The sequence below is a fragment of the Microbacterium sp. NPDC058021 genome, assembly GCF_042885955.1.
Classification (GTDB): domain Bacteria; phylum Actinomycetota; class Actinomycetes; order Actinomycetales; family Microbacteriaceae; genus Microbacterium.
On sequence record NZ_JBHVRF010000001.1, the window covers coordinates 464,389 to 483,419 of the forward strand.

Sequence of the window (19,031 nt, forward strand, 5' to 3'; positions counted from 1 at the left end):
GTGGGGGAGATCCCCTGCCGGGCCCGGTCGCGTCAGGCCGGCGGGCTGTCGGGGTCGAGGGTCTTCAGCGTCTGCTCCTCGGCCTCGTTGTCGGCATCCAGCTGCTCTTCGGTGGTCTCGTCGCCGCCCAGCGGCGCGTCGTCGTCGATCGGCTCGTTGTCGCGTTCCATGCCGCCAGGTTATGCCGCCGAGTGAGTATTCGGGTGGTCGAGTGAGCATTCATGACGCCGAGTGAGCATTCGCGCCGAGTACTCACTCGGCGCGACGAATACTCACTCGGCGCGACGAATGCTCACTCGGCGCGACGAGTGCTCACTCGGCAGCGGGCGGGGCGGCGGTGCTGCGGCGGGTCTCGAGGCGTGGCTGGAACACGACGTTGTGCTCGGGTGCTGCGCCGCTGATGAGCGACTGCATCCGGCTCCACGCCAGCGTGCCGAGCACGTCGTGCGGCACCGACGCGGTCGTCAGCGACGGCGAGAGGAACCGCGCGAACGGGATGTCGTCGAACCCGGTCACCGAGATGTCGTCGGGCACGTGGATGCCGCGCTCGACGAGGCCGTGCACGAGCCCCACTGCGACCAGGTCGTTGAAGGCCAGCGCCGCCGTCGCCCCCGACCGGATGACGGCCTCGACCGCCGCGAGACCGTCCTCGCTGCCCGCACCGCCGGGGACGTGGGTGATCGTCACGTCGGCGAGGTCCTCCGCGAAGTCGCCGAGCCCCTTCACGCGGTTGGCGTTGGCGACGCCCTCGGGGCCGGCGACGTAGACGAGGCGTCGGTGCCCGAGGCTGTAGAGGTGCTGCGCGATCAGCTCGAATCCGGCGCGCGAATCGACCGACAGCGTCGGAGCGCTCACGCGAGGGCTCGACCGGTTCATCAGCACCACCGGGCCCAGCGTCGCTGCGGCGCGCTCCAGATCGTCCTCACTCATCCGCGGCGCGCACAGCACGATGGCGTCGCAGCGGCTGCGCACCTCGGCGGCCAGCACCGGCTCATCGTCGGGGGACTCGGCCGAATCGGCGACGAGCACGCGGTACCCGTCGGCGGCGGCGGCCTTGCTCAGCCCGGCCAGCACCGTCTGGAACGCGGGGTTGGCGAGGTCGGGGACGAGGAACGCGATCGCCTTGGTGCGGCCCAGCGCGAACGAGCGCGCCAGGTGATTGGGGGAGTAGTCCAGCTGCCGGGCCGATTCCCGCACGCGCTCGGCGATCGCCGGTTCGCCGAGGAAGTTGCCGTTCATGACCCGCGACACGGTCGCCGGAGAGACCCCGGCGTGCGTCGCGACGTCGGAGATCGTTGTGGCGCGCGGGCGCTTGGCCATCGGGTCCCTCCCGGACCGGTGTCGGCGTCATCGCCGCGGTCCGAGATCATCCTAGAAGCTGAAACCGCTTTCCCGCGAAGAACCGCGCGCTGCACCACAGAATCCGTGACCGAACGCCACCGCGCGAGAAAGCGGTTTCTTGTAGGCTGGCGCGAACACGACACAAAGGAGCGCCGTGACCACTCTCGATTTCCTCGCCGTCTCCGGCACCGACCTCGTCGACTCCACCGGAACCCCCGTGCGCCTGGCGGGCGTGGGTCTGGGCGGCTGGATGAACATGGAGAACTTCATCACCGGCTACCCGGGCGACGAGGGCACGATCCGCCGCCTCCTGCGCGACCGGATGGGACGCGAGGCGTACGACGCGTACTTCGACGCCTTCACCCGCGACTTCTTCGACGAGCAGGATGCCGCGCACCTGGCATCCCTCGGGTTCAACAGTGTGCGCATCCCGATCAACTACCGCCACTTCGAAGACGACGCGGCGCCGTTCGAGCTGAAGGAGGACGGCTTCGCGCGGCTCGACCGCGTCGTGACGCTCTTGGCACGTCACGGGATCTACTCGATCATCGATCTGCACGCACTCCCCGGCCGGCAGAACCAGCACTGGCACAGCGACAACCCCACCCACCGCGCCGAGTTCTGGAACCAGCGGCACTTCCAGGACCGCGTCGTGCACCTGTGGGAGGCGCTGGCCGACCGCTACAAAGACCGCCCCGAGGTCGCGGGCTTCAACCCGATCAACGAGCCGAGCGACCCGAGCGGCCGAGCCCTGCCGGCGTTCTACGAGCGGCTCGAACGCGCCATCCGGGCGATCGATCCGCGGCACATCCTGTTCCTCGACGGCAACCGGTACTCCACCGATTTCTCGTTCCTCGACGCCCGCGCCGAGCCGATGGCCAACACCGTCTACACCGCGCACGACTACGCGCTGCCGGGGATCACGAGCGCGACGGCGTACCCGGGCGTCACGCGCGGCGAGTACTTCGACCGCTCGGTCGTGGAGCAGACGTTCCTGCGCCGCACCGAGTACATGCGCCGCACCGGCACCCCGATCTGGATCGGCGAGTTCGGGCCGGTGTACTCCGACGATCGCACCCAGGATCCCTGGCGCCTGCAGCTGCTGCGCGACCAGCTGGAGATCTACCGCGAGCACGGCGCGAGCTGGGCGCTGTGGACCTACAAGGACATCGGGCTGCAGGGCCTGGTCACGGCGCGCCCCGGCAGCGTGTACCTCGAGCTCGTGGGCGACCTGGTGGAGAAGAAGCGGCGGCTGGGCGTGGACTCGTGGGGCGGGTCGGATGCCGGGGTGCGCGAGGTGCTCGACCCCATCGACGCCCTCTTCGATCGCGAATTCCCCGACTACGCCCCGTACCCGTGGGGTCGCCAGCCGCACATCGCGGTGCTGGTGCGCCACATCCTGTTCGCCGAACCGCTCGCCGAGCAGTTCGCCGACCGCTTCTCCGGGGCGACGCCCGAGCGCGCCCGCGACCTGGCGGCATCCTTCCGTTTCGACGCCTGCGATGAGCGGGAAGGGCTCTCGGCGGTGATCCGCGAGCACCTGCGCAGCTGAGGGTGACGGGCGGAGCCCCCGCCCGCCCGGCGTTCACCTGTCGCGCAATGTGCCTTGCCCTCTGGTGAAGGGGCATTGCGGGACGGGTGAGCCCGGGCATCCCGCCGCGCGGGGGAACGGCGTGGACTGCCCGTCGGAGCCCGGCGCTCCCCCTCGGGTCACGACCGCGGCGGGGTGAACCCGCGCGAGACCACGTCACCCGCGCGACCGCCGGTGACCGTCACGCGGTCGTTCGGGGCGAGGTCCAGGGCGATCCCGGGGTCGGCGCCGGCCATCGACAGGATGCCGCTCACCCGACCCGCCGCGAGCCCCACCACGGCCGCGACCTCGCCCCGCGCGTCGAGCACGACCCGCCACCCGCGCGGGAAGCCCAGCCATAGCGTGCCGTCACGGTGCACCTCGATGCGCTCGTCGTCGCCGACGAGTTCGTAGTGGATGCCGCGCACGGTGCGGGCGGCGCCGGTGGCGGTGGCCGCCTGGCCGTGGCCGAGCCGGGCGGGCACCAGGCCGCTCAGCCACACCTCGCCGTCGGGACGGGGGAGCACCCCGGCGGCCCGCTCGAGCGCATCGAGCAGCCACAGGATCGAGGGGGAATACGCCTCGGTGTACCCGGCGTCGGCCGACCACGGGTCGTAGCACTGTGCGAACCGATCGTGCCCGGCCATCGCCGCCAGCAGCGGCTCGTGGGTGAGGGCGAGTTCGGCGACGCGACCGTGGTGCTCGAAGGCGTGCGGCGCCCGCAGCAGGCTGAGGGCGTTGACGGGGCCCGCCCACGAGTTGCGGGTGTGGTCGCCGTCGAAGCGCGGATCGTCCATCGCGATGGAGGCGAAGCCGGCTTGCGAGAGGAACCGCCGCGTGTTCATGAGGTGGTCCTCGAGGGCGGTGGCGAACAGGTCGTCGTCGCCGATCTCGCACGCCAGCACCCGCAGCAGCACGTCGGAGTCCACGCGTACGTGGCTGCCGTCGGCGGCCCGGTCGTAGAACATGCCGCCCCGGTGGCACTCCCGCATGAGCGCGCCGCGGGATGCCGCGGCCTTGCGGGTCCACGGCGCCGGATCCTCGCCCAGCTCCGCGGCGATGCGACCGAGGTACTCGCGCTGGCAGGCGACGTTCGCGGTGAGATCGGGGGCCACCAGCGGCAGCAGCGGGGCACCGGGGTCGTAGGTCGCGGCATCCCCGTGATGACAGCGCTCGGGCAGGTGCCAGAAGCGCGGGGACAGGTCGTGTCCGGTGTCGAACGTGCAGAACGCCTCCACGCCACCGGTGCCCCGCGTGTCGCGATGCGCGGCGAGCCACGCATCGTTGCGCACCATCGCGGCGTGCATGCGGGCGAGGTAGTCGCGGTCGCGCCCGGTGAGCAGGTAGTGATTCCAGACGCTGCGGGCCAGCGGCGTCACGGTCTGGATCTGCGTGAACGCCGCGCCGTCGGGGGTGAGCTTGTACGGCAGCAGCCCGTCGTCGCGCTGCGCGGCGGCGAAGGCGAGGTGCGTGGCGCGGGTCACCGAGGGGGCGAACCGGTCGAGCACCTCGGCGTTGATCGTGGCGGTGCTCTCCAGCCACGCGCCGTCGTACGCGCCGCCCTCCCGCAGCAGCGGCTCGCCCGCGCCGATCGGCGCGATGCACCCCCGCAGCTCCTCCCACGCGCGCTGCCAGCGTTGTTCGAGGCCGCCGCCGAGGGCGACGAAACGGATGCCGCCGGCGCGGATCTCCCGCGCGACGGCGTCGTCGTCGCCCGCGTGCGGCAGCGGCGCACCGGTCTCACGCAGGCGGGCGAGCGCCCGGTCGATCGCGGTCATGGCATCCTTCATGCTGATGTCGGCGGGATCACGGTGCCGTCTCGGCGGCGGCGCCCGCAGACGCCGGATGGGCGGACCTCTCACGAGGCCCACCCACCCGGTGCCGCTCGGGTTCAGTCGTCGGCGAGAGCCGCCGACAGTTCGTCGATCCACTGCTGCGCGCCGTCTTGGACGCTGGTGTTGCCGAACAGGATGTCCGACTCGATGCGCTGCGACAACTCGTTGAGCATGGCGCCGCCGGCCGGCTGCGGCGGTGCGTGCACGCCCACCTCGAGCACGGTGCCGAGGTACTCGGCCGACTGCGCGTCGGCGGGGGCCAGCAGCGGCTCGACCACGGCGAGCGTCTCGGGGTTGAACGGGAGGCCGCGGTTGGCGAGGATCAGCTCGGCCGCCGCGGGCTGGTTGAGCAGCCAGTCCACCAGCAGCGCCGCCGCCTCGGGGTGCTTCGACTCCGACGCGATGGCCCAGAACTGCGACGGCAGCACGGCGACGCCCGAGACATCGGTCGACGTCGGCGGCGTGAGGATCTGCACCTCGGCGCCGGTGCCCGCGCCGTATGCGCCGATCTGGTTGCTGTAGGCGAAGGACATGCCCGCCTTGCCGGTGCCGAACAGGCTGAGGTCGGGAGTGACGTTCCAGTGCTCGACGATGACGGACGGGTCGGGCAGGCCTCCGGATGCCACGAGCTCCTGCTCCATCTCGTACCACTGCTGGATGATGTCGGCATCCACCGACAGGTCGCCCTCCCAGTCGTAGATGCCGGTTTCGGTGTACTGCGCGACGTAGGTGCCCAGCACGTCTTGCACGCGCAGGTCGAGCCCGACGATGCCGTCGCCGGCGTTGGCGGAGATCTCATTGGCGATCTCGCCGAACTCCTCCCAGGTCCACGACTCGTCGGGCAGGTCCACGCCCGCGGCCTCGAAGATCGCGGGGTTCACCAGCACCCCGATCGCATTGCCGCCGGTGGGGAGGCCGTAGAGGGTGTCGTCGACGGTCGCGCTGGTGAGGGTGAAGTCGGGGTACGCGTCGGTGGGCAGGTACTCCTGCACCGTCGCGAGGTCCAGCAGCGCGCCGGCCGCGCCGTACTCCTGCGGCTTGGCGCCGCCGAGGGCGAAGACGTCGGGGGCGGTGCCGGAGGCGAAGTCGGTCGCGAGGCGGTTGAAGAGGTCGTCGGGAGCGCCGACGGGCTCCTCCACCACCGTGATGTTGGGGTACTCCTCCTCGAACAGGTCGATCGCCTCGGCCATGATGGCCGAGCGTTCGTCATTGCCCCACCAGGCGATGTGGAGTTCGATCTCGGCTTCGGGGTCGAAGCCCGCTTCGGCAGGGGCGGGTTCGGCGGCGCCGCCGCAGCCCGCGAGGGCGAGGGCGGTGACGAGGATGGTTCCGGCGGCCGCGCGGGCCGCGAGGGGTCGTGCTGAACGCGTCATTGCGCCTCTTTCCATGTCGTGTTCCGGGGGAGCCGGCTCTGGCGCCCCTCGTCCGGCGACGGGGCGCCGGTCGGGCATGCACGCGGCATCCGCAGAAACCGCTTTCACCGGAAAGTAGCAGCGAGCCCCGTCCCTGTCAATTGTTGTTGCATTGTCGTTATTCCGGGGTGATCGGGGTCTGCCGCGGCATCCGCACTGTTTCAAGGGCTGCGGGGCGTTTGACGTCATCGCCGCTGGTGGTCCATACTGATCGGCGCACGTGAAAGCGGTTTCTTCTCACGTGCCGGAACGAGGACGAGGAGGTCTTTGTGAGCAGCATCGGCGAACTGCGCAAAATCGCGATCCGACCGCGCCGTACGGCCGGTGCGGCCCGCGGACGCGCGCGCAACCCCGACAACAAGGCGGGGTATCTCTTCCTCGCGCCATGGCTGATCGGGCTGATCGTCTTCACCGTCGGACCCATGCTGGCCTCGCTCTACCTGGCCTTCACCGACTACAACCTGCTGCAGCCGCCGGAGTGGTCCGGGTTCGACAACATCGTGCAGATGTTCGGCGACGCGCGGCTGTGGAACTCCCTCCGGGTGACGCTCACGTACGTCTTCGTGTCGGTGCCGCTGCAGCTCGCCCTCGCGCTCGCCGTCGCGATGCTGCTGGACCGCGGCATGCGAGGGCTCGCCTTCTACCGCTCGGTGTTCTACCTGCCGAGCCTCCTGGGCGGCTCGGTCGCCATCGCGATCCTGTGGCGCCAGGTGTTCGGCAAGGAGGGGATCGTCAACGGGTTCCTCGCCTGGTTCGGCATCGAGGGCCCTGGCTGGATCTCCCACCCCGACTACGCGCTCGCGACGATCATCATCCTGCACGTGTGGACGTTCGGGTCGCCGATGGTCATCTTCCTGGCGGGGCTGCGGCAGATCCCGGAGATGTACTACGAGGCCGCGCAGATGGACGGCGCCGGCAAGGTGCGGCGGTTCTTCGCGATCACCTTTCCGCTGCTGACACCGATCATCTTCTTCAACCTGGTGCTGCAGATCATCTTCGCGTTCCAGTCGTTCACGCAGGCCTACATCGTCTCCGGCGGCACCGGCGGCCCGTCCGACTCCACGATGTTCTTCACCCTCTACCTCTACAAGGAGGCGTTCACCGAGCTCAACATGGGCTACGCCTCGGCGATGGCCTGGTTCCTGCTGCTGATCATCGCCGCCTTCACCCTGCTGAACTTCTGGCTGTCGAAGTACTGGGTGTTCTATGACGACTGAGCAGCCCGTCCCGACGTTGACCCGCGCGGAAGAGAGTGCCATGACCACGACCACCGACGACACCCTCGCCGTCGTGCTGCCCGACGCGGGCGAGGAGGCCCGCCGGCGGATGCGGCGACGATCGAGCATCCGCTCGGTGTTCAAACACACCGGCCTCATCGCGCTGTCGATCGTGATGATCTACCCGCTCATCTGGCTGGTGGTGTCCTCGTTCAAGCCGAACAACGAGATCTTCACCGACCTCGGCATCTTCACCACCGATCTCACGGCGGACAACTACGTGCACGGCTGGACGGCGCAGCAGCTGCCGTTCACGGTGTTCCTCGGGAACTCCACGATCCTGGTCGTCGGCGCCATCATCGGCAACCTGGTGTCGTGCTCGCTGGCGGCGTACGCCTTCGCGCGGCTGCGGTTCTGGGGACGCAATGCGTACTTCGCGATCATGCTCGGCACGATCATGCTGCCGTTCCACGTCGTGCTCGTGCCGCAGTTCGTGATCTTCCGGGAGCTGGGGTGGCTGGAGACGTTCCTCCCGCTCATCGTCCCGAAGCTGCTGGCGACCGACGCGTTCTTCATCTTCCTGATGGTGCAGTTCATCCGCGGCATCCCGAAGGAGATCTTCGAGGCGGCCCGCATCGACGGGGCGGGGCACGCGCGCATCTTCGGGCAGATCACCCTGCCGCTCATGGTGCCCGCCCTCGCGACGACGACGATCTTCACCTTCATCTGGACGTGGGGTGACTTCTTCGGTCCGCTCATTTATCTGCGCACGCGCGAGAACTTCCCGGTGTCGGTCGCGCTCAAGGGCTTCATCGACGCGCAGTCGTCGTCGAACTACGGGGCGATGTTCGCGATGTCGGTGGTCTCGCTCATCCCGCTGTTCCTCGCCTTCCTGATCGGTCAGAAGTACCTGGTCAAGGGCATCGCGACGACGGGCATCAAGTGAGCGGCGGCACCCTGACCGCGCTGACCCGCTATGCGCTGGTCGGTACCGGCAGCCGGGCGCAGATGTACATCGACGCGCTCGCCGGACCCTACGCCGACACTGCGGAGCTCGTCGCCTGGGCCGACCCCAACCCGGGCCGGGTGGACTGGTACGAGCGTCGGGTGACGGATGCCGGTGCCGCGGCGCCCGCGCGGTTCGATGCGGCGGAGGTCGGGGCCGCGGTCGCGCGTCATGGCATCCAGCGCGTCATCGTCACGAGCCCCGACTGGACCCACGCCGACATCGTCGTGGCGGCGCTGGAGGCCGGCGCGGACGTCGTGGTGGAAAAGCCCCTGACGACCACCGAGGAGGGGGTGCGGCGCATCGCGGATGCCGCCGAGCGCACCGGGCGCCAGGTGATCGTGACCTTCAACTACCGGTATTCGCCGCGCAACGCCGAACTCAAGCGCGTCGTGGCATCCGGGGAGATCGGGGAGGTCACCTCGGTGCACTTCGAGTGGGTGCTGGACACCGCGCACGGCGCCGACTACTTCCGCCGGTGGCACCGCGACAAGCAGTGCTCGGCGGGGTTGCTCGTGCACAAGGCGTCGCACCACTTCGATCTGGTCAACTGGTGGATCGACGACACCCCGACGCGGGTGTTCGCCAGCGGGGGACTGCGGTTCTACGGGGCCGACAACGCGGCGCGCCGCGGGATGGGCCCGCGGCCCGAGCGGGGGACGACCGACTCGCCGCTCGGTGACGCGTTCAGCCTCGATCTGCGCGACGACCCGACGCTGCGGGCGCTGTATCTCGAGCAGGAGCACCACGACGGGTACCTGCGCGATCGCGACGTGTTCGATTCCGGCATCACGATCGAGGACAACCTCTCGCTCGTGGTGGACTACGCCCGCGGGGCGTCGATGTCGTACGGGCTCAACGCCCACGCGCCGTGGGAGGGGTACGTCGTCGCGATCAACGGCACCCGCGGGCGGGCGGAGCTGTCGGTCGTGGAGCGCGGCGCCGTGCTGCTGGGCGACAACGGCCGGCCGTCGTCGATCGTGGACCCGAGCGCGCGACCCGAGCATGTGGCCCGCAGCGCCGCGCGGCCGGTGGCGGAGCGGCTGCTGGTGCAGCGGCACTTCGAGGCGGCGCGGGAGGTGCCGATCCCGGTCGGTGCCGGCGGGCACGGCGGCGGCGACGCGCAGCTGCTGGACGACGTCTTCCGCGGCGTCGGGGACGACCCGCTGGGTCGCGCGTCGACCTGGCGCGACGGCGTGCGGTCGATGGCCGTGGGTCTCGCCGGCAACCGGTCGCTGGCCACCGGCCAAGCCGTCCCCACCGCCGCCCTGAACCTCCCCCTGGCTCCCGAGTGAGCATTCGTCGCGTCGAGTGAGCATTCGTCGCGCCGAGTGAGTATCGGCGCGAATACTCACTCGCGACCGCGAATGCTCACTCGGGGGTGGGAATGCTCACTCGCGTGGGGCCGGGGTAGGAGGCGGACTCGGTCACCAGCGTCGTGCCCGCGGGAACCTGCACGTGCACGGTTCCGGGTCGGGCATCGGTCACGATGTCACCGTGAGGCGTGGGGGTGACCGCCGCGGCCCACCCCAGCGACCCCAGGCAGGGGGCGACCGTGAACCTCCGCCATCCGTCGGCCAGGGGACGGATGCCGAGGACGAGCTCGGGCAGCAGCGCCGCCGGCCCCGCCGACCACGCGTGGCACAGGCTCTTGCCGAACGGGCGCCCGTACATCTGCCACGCCGTCCCCTCGGCGTCGAAGTCCTCCCAGAACGTCGTCGCCCCGGCATCCAGCATGCCGGACCACAGCCGGCGCACCTCGGCCACCGCGGTGGCGCGCTCGCCGAGCCGGCCCAGCGCCATGAGGGCGAACGCGCGCATGAAGGGTGTCCCGGTGGACGAGCGCGCGATGAGGTCGGATGCCGCGGCGGGGGAGCCGACGGTGATCCCGGCCAGCACGGCGAGGAAGTTCGGGTAGGCGCTCGCGCACTCCGCCTCGTCGAGGTATTCGCTCCACAGCCCGGCCTCGGCTCGCCACGCGCGTGTCGCCAGCGTCGCCCGCAGTCGCGTCGCCATCGCCGCCCACTCCGGCGCGCCCGGGTGCCCGGCCACCTCCAGCACCGCTCTGGCGCTGGTCAGCGCCCAGTACCAGAGCATCTGGAGGGCCGTGGACACGCCGTCCTCGCGGACGGTCACGCCCCAATCGAGGAAGACCGCACCGGGGCCCGCGTGCGCGAAGGATCCCGCGGCCCGCGGCGGACGCAGCACGCCGTCTGCGTCGGCATGCGCCGCCAGGTCGGCCACGAACGCGTGCAGGTGCGCCGCATCCGCACGGGCGAACGCGGCATCGCCGAACTGCCGCTGATACTGCCCGTGCGAGATGACCCACCACAGCGAATAGTCCGAGATGCCGTTGACGTACCCCTCGCGCGGCCGCCCCAGCGCACGCAGCGTGGTGCGCACGATCTCGGCGTCGCCGAGAGCGGCGGCATCGGTCAGGACGCCGAGGGCGTGATCGCCCATCCACGGCATGCGATCGCGCTTGATGCCGTCGACGAGGAAGGTCTGCATGCACAGCCGCAGCGTGTACGCGCTCGTCGCCCAGATGCTGTTCAGGGTGGGGTCGTCGGTGAGGAACGCACCACGCCGGGATGCCGGGCGCACATGGGCGTGCACCGTCACGGCATCCGCCGAGGCGCCGGTGATCGAGGCGTACCGGAAGCCGAGCGCATGGTCGCTCAGGTAGACACCGGGGGCGGTCTCGGTGAGGTCGAACCGGCTCTCGCCGGCAGCGGGGCCCGCAGCGGCCTCGGCCTCGGATTCCCCCGTCGTGAGCACGGGTCGCGTCGCCGCGACGATCTCCACCCGCCCGAGCACGGGCGCCGGCAGCGCGTACATCGACGGCGACGTGGCCGTCAGCGGGAGGGCCACGGTGGGCTCGCCGCGCTCATGCGGGGGCACGTCGTCGCCCGCGCGCGCCTCCACCGGCTCCCACTCGTCACCGTCGAGGGACGCCTCCCACCGCCAATCGTCCTCGGGCAGGGCGGCGGCAGGCGGCACGGTGTCTCCCGCGGTACGCACCTCGATCTCGAGCACACCGCCGAGGGCGTCGCCCGAGAGCTCCACTTCCCCGCCGGGACCGATGGGCGCCGTCATCCCGTTCACCCGCACGACGGCTTCGCCGGTCGTGTGCAGGGCGAACGGCGCGGCGGACCGCGGGACGACCGAGCGGAACACCGCCCGCACCGCGGTGCCGCCCACGTTCTCGGCGTAGTCGACGTGCCGATTGGCCCGGCGCCCCTCGTCGATCACGCGGTGGAGGGCGCCGGCCTCGTACTGCTCCCGCGGGTAGAACCATGCCCGGCCGGATGCCGCGACCGGCGCGTCCGGCAGCGTGTCGGCGCCGGCCGCCCGGGAGAGGCGCACGAGATCGTCGCGCTCCCACCGGGCGGGCGGCGCGGCCGGCAGGGGATCGGTCACGTCGACGGGGCGTCGCTGGGGACGACCGCGGCGGCGGTCACGACGACCCGGTGGGTGCCGTGGGTGAGGAAGGTCGGTGCCGCCCCGCCGTCGACCGTCACGGTCGACGCGTCGGTCGTCGGCAGGTCGAGCTCGGCGCGCACGCCGAACGGAACCGTGATCTCGGCGGTGAGTGCGCCGCCGGCGGAGACGGTCCAGTCGATCGCGAGCGCACCGTAGGACGTCTGCACCCGGGCCCGCGCGTGGCGCAGGCTCTCGGCCGGGCGCGGCGCGATCCGCACGACGCGGTACCCCGGTTCGACGGGGTCCAGGCCCGCGACCGTGCGGTAGACCCAGTCGATGACGGCACCGTAGGCGTAGTGGTTGAAGGAGATCATGGTGTCTCCCTCCTTGGAATCCATGGCACCGGTGTGGATGGTGCCGTCGGGGCGGATCGCGTCCCACCGCTCCCACACGGTCGTGGCACCGCGGTCGACCTGGTACAGCCACGACGGCGCCTCGCGACGCAGGAGCATCCGGTACGCCTCGGTGAGGTGCCCGTTGCGGCTCAGCGCGAACAGCACGAGCGGCGTGCCGAGGAACCCGGTGGCGATGCGACCGTTCTCGGCCCGCACGTTCTCGGCGAGGGATGCCGCGAGGGTGGCGCGCTCGGCGGCCGGGACGATTCCGAACTCGAGGCACAGCGCGGCGCCGGTCTGCGTGCGCATCGCCTCGTCGCCCCAGCGCTGCCACACCGCCTCGGCGACGCGGGCGGCCAGGTCGGCGTGCGCCTCGGCGCCCTCCTCGCCGAGGATCGCCTCGGCGCGCGCGAGGAGCGCAGCCGACTGCACGTAGAAGCAGTTCGCGACGAACAGGGGCGACGTCTTGGCCTCCCACGGGCGGTCTCCCGGAGCGTCGGGGTCGAGCCAGTCGCCGTATTGGAACGGCTCTTCCGGCAGCAGCACGTCGTCGCCGGCGCGCCGGCGCAGGTGGTCGACCCAGCGACGCATGCTGTGCAGCTGGGTGCGCAGCACGTCGGTCGAGCCGTAGGCGTCGTAGGTGGACATCGGCACGATCGTGGCGGCATCGGCCCACCCGGCGCGGCCCATGTCGTCGACGGCCTCACCGCCCATCAGCAGGTCACCGGGACGGATGATGTTGGGCACGAGGGATGCCACGGCGCCGTCGTCGTTCTGCTCGACCTCGAGGTCGCGCAGCCACGACGCCCAGAACGACTCGCTGTCGAAGAGCGTGTTCGCCGTCGCTGCGAATGCCTGCGCGTCACCGGTCCAGCCCAGTCGCTCGTCGCGCTGGGGGCAGTCGGTGGGCACCGAGACGAAGTTGTCGCGCTGGGACCACACGACGTTCTCGTGGAATCGGTCCAGCGCCGCGTGGGAGCTGCTGAATTCGGAGCGGGGGGCCAGGTCGCTCGAGATGGCGACGGCGGTCGCCGACAGCACGCGCACGTCGCCGGTCACCTCGGCGTAGCGGAAGCCGTGGAAGGTGAAGGCCGGCTCCAGCATCTGGCGCCCGTCGCGGCCGAGCACGTAGGTGTCGGTGGCCTTGGCGGTGCGCAGCGCCGCGGTGTGCAGGGCGCCGTCGGGCTCGAGCACCTCGGCGTGGCGCACGGTCACGGTATCGCCGCGGCGGCCCTCCACCTCCAGCCGCACCCAGCCGGAGATGTTCTGACCGGCATCCAGCGCGACCGCTCCCGCTCGCTCGGTGGCCGACATCGGCAGCGCCTGCACTTCGCGCACCGGCGCGACCGGGCGCGGCACGAACAGGGCGCGGTCGAAGGGGACCGTGCGCGCCGGCATCCACTCGGCGTCGTCGAACCCGACCACGTCGCTGTCGACGGCGAGGGTGAGGTCGGTGTGCGTGCCGTCGTAGATGCTCGCCGATCGCACGGCGCCGAAGCCGCCGCGCCACGACGGATCGGTCACGATCGTGGCGCGCGCGCCGTCGGCGTCGGTCACCTCGAGCTGGGCGACGGGGCCGATGCGGTCGCCGTAGATCTCGCGGCGGTCGGCGAAGCCCATGCGGCCGCGGTACCAGCCGTCACCGACGGTGATCTCGATCGCGTTCTCGCCCGTGCGCAGCAACGGCGCCACGTCGAGCGTGTCGAGCAGGATGCGTTCCTGGTACGACGTCCACCCCGGGTTCAGGATGCCGTCGGTGGCGCGCTCGCCGTTGATGCGCACTTCGTAGACACCGAGCGCGGAGATGTACAGCCGGGCGCGCCGGGGCGCTGTGGTCAGGGTGAACTCCCGCCGGAAGATCGGCGTCGGCCCTTCGGTCTCACTGGCGATGTCGATGACGTCGGCGTGGAGGTCGGCCCCGGAGAGGGCTCCCTCGACGACGAGTTCGTCGCTCCACGGCGTCCACCCGGCCTCGGTCACCAGGCGCACGCGGTAGCGGCGGACCTCACGGGGGAGAAGCGCTTCAGTGCCGGCCTGCACGTCGATGGCCGCGTCACTCGCGACGGGCTCGCCCGTGATCCAGGCGCCGTCGCCGCGACGCCACTGCAGCTGGTAACCCTGCTGCGTCAGGCCCGGGGTCTCGGAGGCGACGCTCCACCGCAGCCGGATTTCGCCGGACGGGACCGCGACCAGCCGGGGGTCGAACTGCGAGCGCAATTCGGTCACTCGCGTGTGCGCGTCGGACTGGGTGGTCGACAAGACGGTCATCGTCTGCTTCCTCTCGGGCGGCCGGCGTTGCCGCAGGTATGGGGTGCCAGCCGCGTGATGCGGTGCCGGCTTGAATCGCTTCAAGTACGCATTCCCGACTGTACGGTCGAGCGGGCTTGATCGTCAACCGCAGTCCAGATGCGGGAAAAATGCGGAACTTCGCGCCATTGTTGCGATGTCGTAACGACGTCGGCTCTCGCGCGGAAAAACAAGGAAGTGCTGTTTGACAGCACCGTCACGGGGGACGTACATTCACCGTGAAGTGAATCGCTTCAATCAATCGCCGGAACGAAGACGACGGCGAGGTCTACAGGGAGGTAAACCGTGGGAACTACCCCATCGCGCCGCTGGGCGCTGGGAGCGACCGGAATGGTCGCCGCGCTCGTGCTCACCGGCTGCGCCGGCGGCGGAGACACCGATGACGCAAGCGAGTTGTCGGTCTACATCGACAGCAACCCCTCGTCCACCGCACTGTGGGATGCCATCGTCGACGCGTACGCCGAGGTCAACCCCGACGTGACGCTCACGGTCGAGACGCACCCCGCCGGCGGCGAGGGTGACAACCTGATCAAGACCCGCCTGTCCACCGGCGACATGAACGACATGCTCTGGTACAACTCGGGCTCGCTCCTGCAGGCGCTGAACCCGGACCAGCAGTTCATCGACTTCAGCGACGAGGAATGGGCCGACAAGCTCGACCCCAACTTCGTCAAGGCCGTCTCCACCGACGAAGGCCTGTACGGTCCTCCGGTGGGTGCGTCCTTCGCCGGCGGCATCACCTACAACAAGGACGTCTACGCCGAACTCGGGCTCTCCGTCCCCACGACGTGGGACGAGTTCATGGCCAACGCGCAGGCCGTCACGGACGCCGGGCTCGTGGGCGTCATCCAGAGCTACGGCGACGCGTGGACCTCCCAGGTCCCCGTGCTCGGTGACTTCTTCAACGTGACCGCTGCCGACGCCGACTGGGCGGAGCAGTACACCGCCGGTGAGGCGAAGTTCGCCGACGAGCCGGCCGTCGCCGGCTTCCAGCACCTGCAGGATTTCCAGGATGCCGGGCTGCTCAACCGTGACTTCGCCTCCGCGAGCTACGACGACGCCGTGCGCATGCTGGCCGAGGGTGAGGGCGCGCACTACCCGATGCTCACGCAGAACGTCATCGAAGCGGTGGGCGCGAACTACCCCGACGCGCTGGAGTCGATCGGGGTGTTCCCGATCCCCGGTCCCGACGCCGACACCAACGGTCTGACGGTGTGGATGCCCAACGGCGTGTACGTGCCCAAGACCACCGAGGGCGCGAAGCTCGACGCGGTCAAGGAGTTCCTCGCCTGGCTGGTCACCCCCGAGAGCTGCGAGGTCCAGGGCGCGGCGACGACCCTCGGCGGCCCGTTCGTCGTGGACGGCTGCGACGTCCCGGCCGACGCCGCACCGCTCGTGGCCGAGATGCAGCCCTACTTCGACGAGGGTCGCACCGCCGTCGCGCTGGAGTTCCTCTCCGCCATCAAGGGCCCCTCGCTCGAGCAGATCACCGTCGAGGTCGGATCCGGCATCCGCCCGGCCGCCGACGGCGCTGCGCTGTACGACCAGGACGTCATCAAGCAGGCCAAGCAGCTCGGTCTGGACTGGTAACACCACCCGATAACGCGAGGTGGGGCCGGCTGCGGCCGGCCCCACCTCCAACGGAGGAGAACTGATGGCATCCGCGACCATCGCGCCCACGCGTCGCAGTCGACGCACCGCAGGCCCGCAGCCCAAACGCGGGCACAATCCGTACCCGCTGTGGTTCCACATTCCGGCCGGCGTGTTCTTCGTGGCGCTGTTCGTGATCCCCACAGCGGCATCCTTCTACTTCTCGCTGACGCGATGGACGCTGTTCGAGGTCGAGTTCATCGGGCTCGACAACTTCGTGCAGTTCTTCCGGGAACCCGCCCTCGTGCGCGGGTTCACCAATACGTTCATCTACGCGTTCCTGACGTCCGCCGCCAAGGTCGTGCTGGGGCTGCTGCTGGCGATCCTGCTCACCTCGCAGATCATCGCGCGCGGCTGGCTGCGCTCGGTCGTCTTCTTCCCGGTGCTCGTGAGCACGATCGGCGTCGGCGTCACCTTCACGGTGCTGCTGGACCCGTTCGACGGCATCGTCAACCAGCTCCTCGGCCTTGTGGGCATCGAGGGCCCGGGCTGGCTGACCGACCCGAACCTCGCTCTGCTGTCGGTCGCGATGGTCGACATCTGGAAGGGCGTGGGTCTGGCGACCCTCATCTACATCGCTGGCATCGTCGCGATCCCGCAGGAGTACTTCGAGGCCGCGCGCATGGACGGCGCGACGTCGTGGCAGAACTTCCGCTTCATCATCCTGCCGCTGGCGCGCCCGGCGACGGTGACGGTCATCATCCTCTCGCTCATCGGCGGGCTCCGCTCGTTCGACCTCATCTGGGCGATGACCGGCGGCGGCCCCGGCTTCACCAGCGATGTGATCGCCTCCGTCATCTACAAGCAGTACCAGGCCGGATTCTTCGGCCTGTCGACCGCCGGCAACGTGGTGCTCTTCCTCGTCGTCGCGGCGATCGTCGTCCCGCTCTCGTTCTGGCTCAACCGAAAAGGCAGCGAATCGTGAAGACCCGACAGAAGAAGGGCGTCGTCGTCGGCGTCATCGCGATCGTGCTGAGCGCGATCGTCTTCCTGGTGCCCTTCGCCTTCATCGTGCTGACGGCGGGCAAGACGCAGCAGGAGGCGTCCCGGCTGGAGTTCTCCTGGCCGACCGAATGGGTGTTCTTCGAGAACCTCAAGGCGGTCATCGAGACCAACGACTTCATCATCATCCGCGCGTTCATCAACAGCGCGATCCTCACGATCGCGGCCGTGGCGATCATGGTGGTCCTCGGCGCGATGGTCGGCTACGTGCTGCAGCGCCGCCAGTCCCGCTGGAACGGCCTGATCAACATGCTCGTCCTCGCCGGACTCATCATCCCACCGGCTGTCGTCCCCACCATCTGGGTGCTGCAGGGCACGGGGCTGTACGGATCGCTCGGGGGCCTCATCGCGGTGCACGTCGCGTTCGGGCTGTCCTTCTGCATCCTGTTGTTCAAGGCGTTCGTCGGCACGATCCCGCGGGAGCTGGACGAAGCGGCTCTCATCGACGGAGCGGGGCCCATCCGCCTCTTCTTCCAGGTGATCTTCCCGCTGCTGCGCTCCACCATCGTGACGGTGATCGTCGTGCAGGCCGTGACGGTGTTCAACGACTTCACCTACGCGCTGTACTTCCTCCCAGGGGCGGACGGCGCGACGGTGCAGCTCACGCTGTACAACTACCAGTCGCAGGGGCTGAACCAGTGGAATCTCCTGTTCATGGACGTGCTGCTGATCACGATCCCGCCGCTGATCATGTTCATGTTCTTCAACCGCCAGATCGTCGCCGGTATGACCTCCGGAGCGATCAAGGGGTGACCGGACTGCGCTACGGTGACAGTCGAGATGAGGAGCCGCGTGCCACGTGAGTCGGATGCGCCCCCCAAGCTGCGTGACGTCGCGCAGCATGCCGGGGTGTCGATGGGAACGGTCTCGCACGTCCTCAACCACCCGGGAAAGGTGAGTCAGAAGACGCGCGACCGGGTGCGGGCCTCGATCGAGGCGCTCGGCTTCGTGCGCGATGCCAACGCCAGCTCGCTGGCGGCCGGAGGTTCCCGCAGCATCGGTCTCGTCGTGATCGACCTGGCCAACTCGATGTTCGTGGACGTCGCGCTCGGCTCGCAGCAGGTCGCGCGGGAGCGGGGACTCAACGTGCTGCTCGCGGGAAGTCAGGACGATTTCGAGCTGCAGGCCGCGAACGTCGACTTCTTCGACGAGGCGCGCGTGGCGGGGCTGCTGCTGGCGCCGATGCGCGATTCGGCGGGGCAGATCAGCAAGATCCGCAAGCGCGGGTGCCCGGTCGTGCTGGTCAACTACGACCCCGGCCCCGGGGACGACTGCTGCGTCGTGGTGGACAACGAGCAGGTGGGCTACCTCGCAGGGCGCCACCTGATCGACGAGGGCTGCGACCGGCTGATGTTCGTGGCCGGGTCCGACCCCTCGCTGCAACCCGTGGCGCTGCGCCGCGAAGGGCTGCGCCGCGCGGTGCGCGAAACGGCAGGAGCGGTGCGGTTCGAAGAGCTCCACGTCGCCGACCTCACCGAGGCCAGCGGCGTGCGGGCGGCCGAACGCATCGCCGCGCGCGGGCCCGACACGCGCCCCAACGGCGTGGTGGCCGTCACCGACACCCTCGCCGCGGGCTTCATCGCGGAGATGACCCGCCGCGGCGTCGACGTGCCGGGGGAGATGGCCGTCATGGGGTGCGACCACAATTCCACGGCTACGGTCACCTCGGTGACGCTCACCACCGTGTCGATGCACGGTGAGCGTCTCGGTGCCGCCGCGATGGGGCTCCTCCTCGAGGAGATCGCCGACCCCGACGGGCACCTGCATCAGCGGGTCGTCGTCGAGCCGCAGCTGGTGCGCCGGGGTTCGACCACCGGCTTCCGCCGCGCCGCCCTGGCCGCCGAGTGAGCATTCGTCGCGTCGAGTGAGTATT

The 19,031-nt window shown here is 70.1% G+C and carries 14 protein-coding genes; 8 read left to right on the forward strand and 6 right to left on the reverse strand.

Features of this window, described 5'->3' with window-relative positions:
* Positions 1-32: 32 nt before the first annotated feature.
* A complete protein-coding gene (locus tag ACFVR6_RS02225; RefSeq protein WP_386958397.1) occupies positions 33-170 on the reverse strand; it encodes a hypothetical protein in 138 nt (45 codons plus the stop codon).
* A gap of 142 nt (positions 171-312) precedes the next feature.
* Complete coding sequence (locus ACFVR6_RS02230) at positions 313-1,320, reverse strand: LacI family DNA-binding transcriptional regulator (RefSeq protein WP_386958398.1); 1,008 nt, start codon at positions 1,318-1,320, stop codon at positions 313-315.
* Between the two features lie 175 nt (positions 1,321-1,495).
* Between ACFVR6_RS02230 and ACFVR6_RS02235 the strand changes: the two genes are divergently transcribed.
* A complete protein-coding gene (locus ACFVR6_RS02235) occupies positions 1,496-2,893 on the forward strand; it encodes a glycoside hydrolase family 5 protein (protein WP_386958400.1) in 1,398 nt (465 codons plus the stop codon).
* 158 nt (positions 2,894-3,051) lie between these two features.
* Here ACFVR6_RS02235 and ACFVR6_RS02240 read toward each other — a convergent pair whose 3' ends face one another.
* Positions 3,052-4,689: an MGH1-like glycoside hydrolase domain-containing protein gene (locus tag ACFVR6_RS02240; protein WP_386958402.1), complete on the reverse strand. Its 1,638-nt coding sequence runs from the start codon at positions 4,687-4,689 to the stop codon at positions 3,052-3,054.
* A gap of 113 nt (positions 4,690-4,802) precedes the next feature.
* Entirely contained in the window at positions 4,803-6,119 is a 1,317-nt protein-coding gene (locus tag ACFVR6_RS02245) for an ABC transporter substrate-binding protein (RefSeq protein ID WP_386958404.1), read from the reverse strand.
* A gap of 308 nt (positions 6,120-6,427) precedes the next feature.
* Here ACFVR6_RS02245 and ACFVR6_RS02250 point away from each other — a divergent pair, with 308 nt between their 5' ends.
* From ACFVR6_RS02250 to ACFVR6_RS02260, 3 genes are read left to right on the forward strand one after another with little or no spacing between them, the layout of a single operon-like run.
* Positions 6,428-7,375, forward strand: a complete 948-nt coding sequence (locus tag ACFVR6_RS02250; protein WP_386958405.1) for a carbohydrate ABC transporter permease — start codon at positions 6,428-6,430, stop codon at positions 7,373-7,375.
* A gap of 40 nt (positions 7,376-7,415) precedes the next feature.
* Positions 7,416-8,321: a carbohydrate ABC transporter permease gene (locus ACFVR6_RS02255; protein WP_386958407.1), complete on the forward strand. Its 906-nt coding sequence runs from the start codon at positions 7,416-7,418 to the stop codon at positions 8,319-8,321.
* The gene (locus tag ACFVR6_RS02260; RefSeq protein ID WP_386958409.1) at positions 8,318-9,676 is read left to right on the forward strand and encodes a Gfo/Idh/MocA family protein; all 1,359 of its coding nucleotides are present in this window, start codon (positions 8,318-8,320) and stop codon (positions 9,674-9,676) included. The genes ACFVR6_RS02255 and ACFVR6_RS02260 overlap by 4 nt, the downstream gene beginning before the upstream one ends.
* A 76-nt stretch (positions 9,677-9,752) precedes the next feature.
* Here the strand turns inward: ACFVR6_RS02260 and ACFVR6_RS02265 are convergent, their stop codons facing one another.
* Positions 9,753-11,801: an alpha-L-rhamnosidase-related protein gene (locus ACFVR6_RS02265; protein ID WP_386958410.1), complete on the reverse strand. Its 2,049-nt coding sequence runs from the start codon at positions 11,799-11,801 to the stop codon at positions 9,753-9,755.
* A complete protein-coding gene (locus ACFVR6_RS02270; protein ID WP_386958412.1) occupies positions 11,798-14,467 on the reverse strand; it encodes a family 78 glycoside hydrolase catalytic domain in 2,670 nt (889 codons plus the stop codon). Before ACFVR6_RS02270 ends, ACFVR6_RS02265 begins: the two co-directional genes overlap by 4 nt.
* A gap of 324 nt (positions 14,468-14,791) precedes the next feature.
* Between ACFVR6_RS02270 and ACFVR6_RS02275 the strand changes: the two genes are divergently transcribed.
* The 4 genes from ACFVR6_RS02275 (at position 14,792) to ACFVR6_RS02290 (ending at position 19,006) form a co-directional block, all read left to right on the forward strand.
* A complete protein-coding gene (locus tag ACFVR6_RS02275; protein ID WP_386958414.1) occupies positions 14,792-16,096 on the forward strand; it encodes an ABC transporter substrate-binding protein in 1,305 nt (434 codons plus the stop codon).
* A 64-nt stretch (positions 16,097-16,160) separates the two neighbouring features.
* Entirely contained in the window at positions 16,161-17,081 is a 921-nt protein-coding gene (locus ACFVR6_RS02280) for a carbohydrate ABC transporter permease (RefSeq protein ID WP_386958416.1), read from the forward strand.
* A complete protein-coding gene (locus ACFVR6_RS02285; RefSeq protein ID WP_386958418.1) occupies positions 17,078-17,911 on the forward strand; it encodes a carbohydrate ABC transporter permease in 834 nt (277 codons plus the stop codon). Before ACFVR6_RS02280 ends, ACFVR6_RS02285 begins: the two co-directional genes overlap by 4 nt.
* A 39-nt stretch (positions 17,912-17,950) precedes the next feature.
* The gene (locus tag ACFVR6_RS02290; RefSeq protein ID WP_386958420.1) at positions 17,951-19,006 is read left to right on the forward strand and encodes a LacI family DNA-binding transcriptional regulator; all 1,056 of its coding nucleotides are present in this window, start codon (positions 17,951-17,953) and stop codon (positions 19,004-19,006) included.
* The last annotated feature ends 25 nt before the right edge of the window (positions 19,007-19,031 follow it).

What these genes read in the sequence shown, in the direction of transcription:
- ACFVR6_RS02225 (WP_386958397.1), bottom strand. Translation starts at nt 170, where the DNA reads ATGGAACGCGACAACGAGCCGATCGACGACGACGCGCCGCTGGGCGGC.
- ACFVR6_RS02230 (WP_386958398.1), bottom strand. Translation starts at nt 1,320, where the DNA reads ATGGCCAAGCGCCCGCGCGCCACAACGATCTCCGACGTCGCGACGCAC.
- ACFVR6_RS02240 (WP_386958402.1), bottom strand. Translation starts at nt 4,689, where the DNA reads ATGACCGCGATCGACCGGGCGCTCGCCCGCCTGCGTGAGACCGGTGCG.
- ACFVR6_RS02245 (WP_386958404.1), bottom strand. Translation starts at nt 6,119, where the DNA reads ATGACGCGTTCAGCACGACCCCTCGCGGCCCGCGCGGCCGCCGGAACC.
- ACFVR6_RS02255 (WP_386958407.1), top strand. Translation starts at nt 7,416, where the DNA reads ATGACCACGACCACCGACGACACCCTCGCCGTCGTGCTGCCCGACGCG.
- ACFVR6_RS02270 (WP_386958412.1), bottom strand. Translation starts at nt 14,467, where the DNA reads ATGACCGTCTTGTCGACCACCCAGTCCGACGCGCACACGCGAGTGACC.
- ACFVR6_RS02280 (WP_386958416.1), top strand. Translation starts at nt 16,161, where the DNA reads ATGGCATCCGCGACCATCGCGCCCACGCGTCGCAGTCGACGCACCGCA.